This window comes from Otoolea muris (assembly GCF_943193115.1).
Lineage (GTDB): Bacteria > Bacillota > Clostridia > Lachnospirales > Lachnospiraceae > Otoolea > Otoolea muris.
This window is the reverse complement of sequence record NZ_CALPCY010000139.1, coordinates 1-1,714: the sequence shown is the minus strand read 5'-3', so window position 1 is coordinate 1,714 and position 1,714 is coordinate 1. Positions and strand designations below refer to the sequence as shown.

Here is a 1,714-nt window from a genome sequence, read left to right as displayed (position 1 = left end):
GCGACGAGCGGAATCCCGCATAACGGCAGAATATTTTTGTCCGGGAGCCCCTTGCTTCCCCCTCTGGCCGGAATGACTGCCAGGATTCTTTTACCTGAATACATAATTTCCTCCCGTGTTTATATGCGTATACAAATGGCCTCATACTCTTCAATTGTGTGCGGCGTCATCACCTTTTCCGGATTTCTGTATGAATCTTTCAAAAACTGAACGATACGCTGCAGTTTTTTCGTCTTCTCATCGCTCTCATTCACGCGCCAGATATGGTATGCAAAGATCAGGTACGGTTCTCTGTCAAACAGCATTTTCGGCGTGAACATGGCGGTTGAATAATAGCTGATCAGAACATGGCGATCCGTTATATGTTCCATTGCCTCCAATTCCCACATATTTTCCCCTGTATCGATCCGTACCCCGGTTTCCGGCTTTTGTGAAGCTCTCGGATGCCTTCGGACCAACAGGCGTGAGCGCAGAGGTTTTACATTAACAAACACATTAACAAACAGCGACTCCGGCAAAGCTCTGCACCCGGATACCTCTGACATAATGATTTCCAGATAAATAAAGCGGCGCTTCTGATAGGTATCATTCTCTTTATACCCAAATATCTCCTTACATGCCCGGATGAATTTCCCACATTCCTTTACCTCCGGCATCTTTTTAACAAGTTCCGATGGCTTTCCCTGATACATGGCCGGGCGGTACAGATACACGGCCTGTTCCTTTACTCCCATACATCCCAGGTTCAGGAATTGAAATACGGCTCTGTATAAAAAAGAAACCTTATTCTTCATACTTCCCTCGTAACTTGCCAGGCCGTCCTCAAACAGGCACACGGTTTCAATCCCGTAATGGTTTATCAGGTTTACCGCAAAAAGCCCCCAAACGCTTGCATACAGCGCCTGATACCCCTGCCCTGGCAGGTCGAAATCCGATCCGGCCAGTTTTTTAATGGACCATACCGAAAACAGGGTTCCGGCCATAACGGCGGCCCGGTGGAGAAAACGTCTTTTTATATCAGGAAGGGAAAATTCGTATACCCTGCCGAACAGTCCGCTCTTTTTTAGCTGTTCGGCTATCTCCCCTGCATGCGCGAAATTTCTCTCAACACAGATGTCCGAATGGCCGCCTGTTCCGTTCACGTTGTGTATGACCAGATTCAGCGCGTTAAATACCTGAAAGGGCGTATAACAGACAAATATCGATTTCCCCTCATTTCTCATAAAAAGCTCTCCTCGCTTCGTTTATAAAATCGCGTGCCTCGCTCACGCCGAGCAGATACAGGCAGACGCCGTAAACGCTCCCGCCCGCTGCTGCAGAAATCAAAAGATTTAAAAAACATGAAAATGTATCCGGCGCACAGCGTCGTTGAGCTGATCGTGGCCAATACAAGCCCGTTATGGCCGAATCTTCGGAGCAGGAGCAAATCGAGCCCGGTATTAAACAGCAGCGCCGCACACCCAAGAAGCAGGTTGGCAAAATTGTTCTTCAGCGCGAAGAAAAAGTTTTGGAACAGATCGCGGAACGCTGCGGTAAACATACCGGCCACATAAATCATGAACACACTCTGCGTAAGACGGACCGATTCCCCGTCAAATGCGCCGCGCTGGTATGTCTCAAATGGGGAGCTCCCCATTTGAGGCATTATGGGGAGTGAAGTAAAATGGGGAGTCCTTTAAAAAAATCCCATATTTTCGTATGTTTCTGATAAAAT

General features: G+C 47.8%; 3 protein-coding genes. All 3 read right to left on the bottom strand.

Features of this window, described 5'->3' with window-relative positions; translation table 11 throughout:
- Positions 1-104 (bottom strand): cytidylyltransferase domain-containing protein (locus tag NFS31_RS28440; protein WP_416389504.1); only part of this gene is annotated, 104 nt, incomplete at its 3' end.
- Positions 105-119: 15 nt separating this feature from the next.
- Complete coding sequence (locus tag NFS31_RS26630; protein WP_251502077.1) at positions 120-1,223, bottom strand: hypothetical protein; 1,104 nt, start codon at positions 1,221-1,223, stop codon at positions 120-122.
- Entirely contained in the window at positions 1,220-1,636 is a 417-nt protein-coding gene (locus NFS31_RS26625; protein ID WP_275563935.1) for a lipid II flippase MurJ, read from the bottom strand. The genes NFS31_RS26630 and NFS31_RS26625 overlap by 4 nt, the downstream gene beginning before the upstream one ends.
- Positions 1,637-1,714 lie beyond the last annotated feature (78 nt).

Coding starts and splice junctions, on each gene's coding strand:
- NFS31_RS26630 (WP_251502077.1), bottom strand. CDS start 1,223: ATGAGAAATGAGGGGAAATCGATATTTGTCTGTTATACGCCCTTTCAG.
- NFS31_RS26625 (WP_275563935.1), bottom strand. CDS start 1,636: ATGGGGAGCTCCCCATTTGAGACATACCAGCGCGGCGCATTTGACGGG.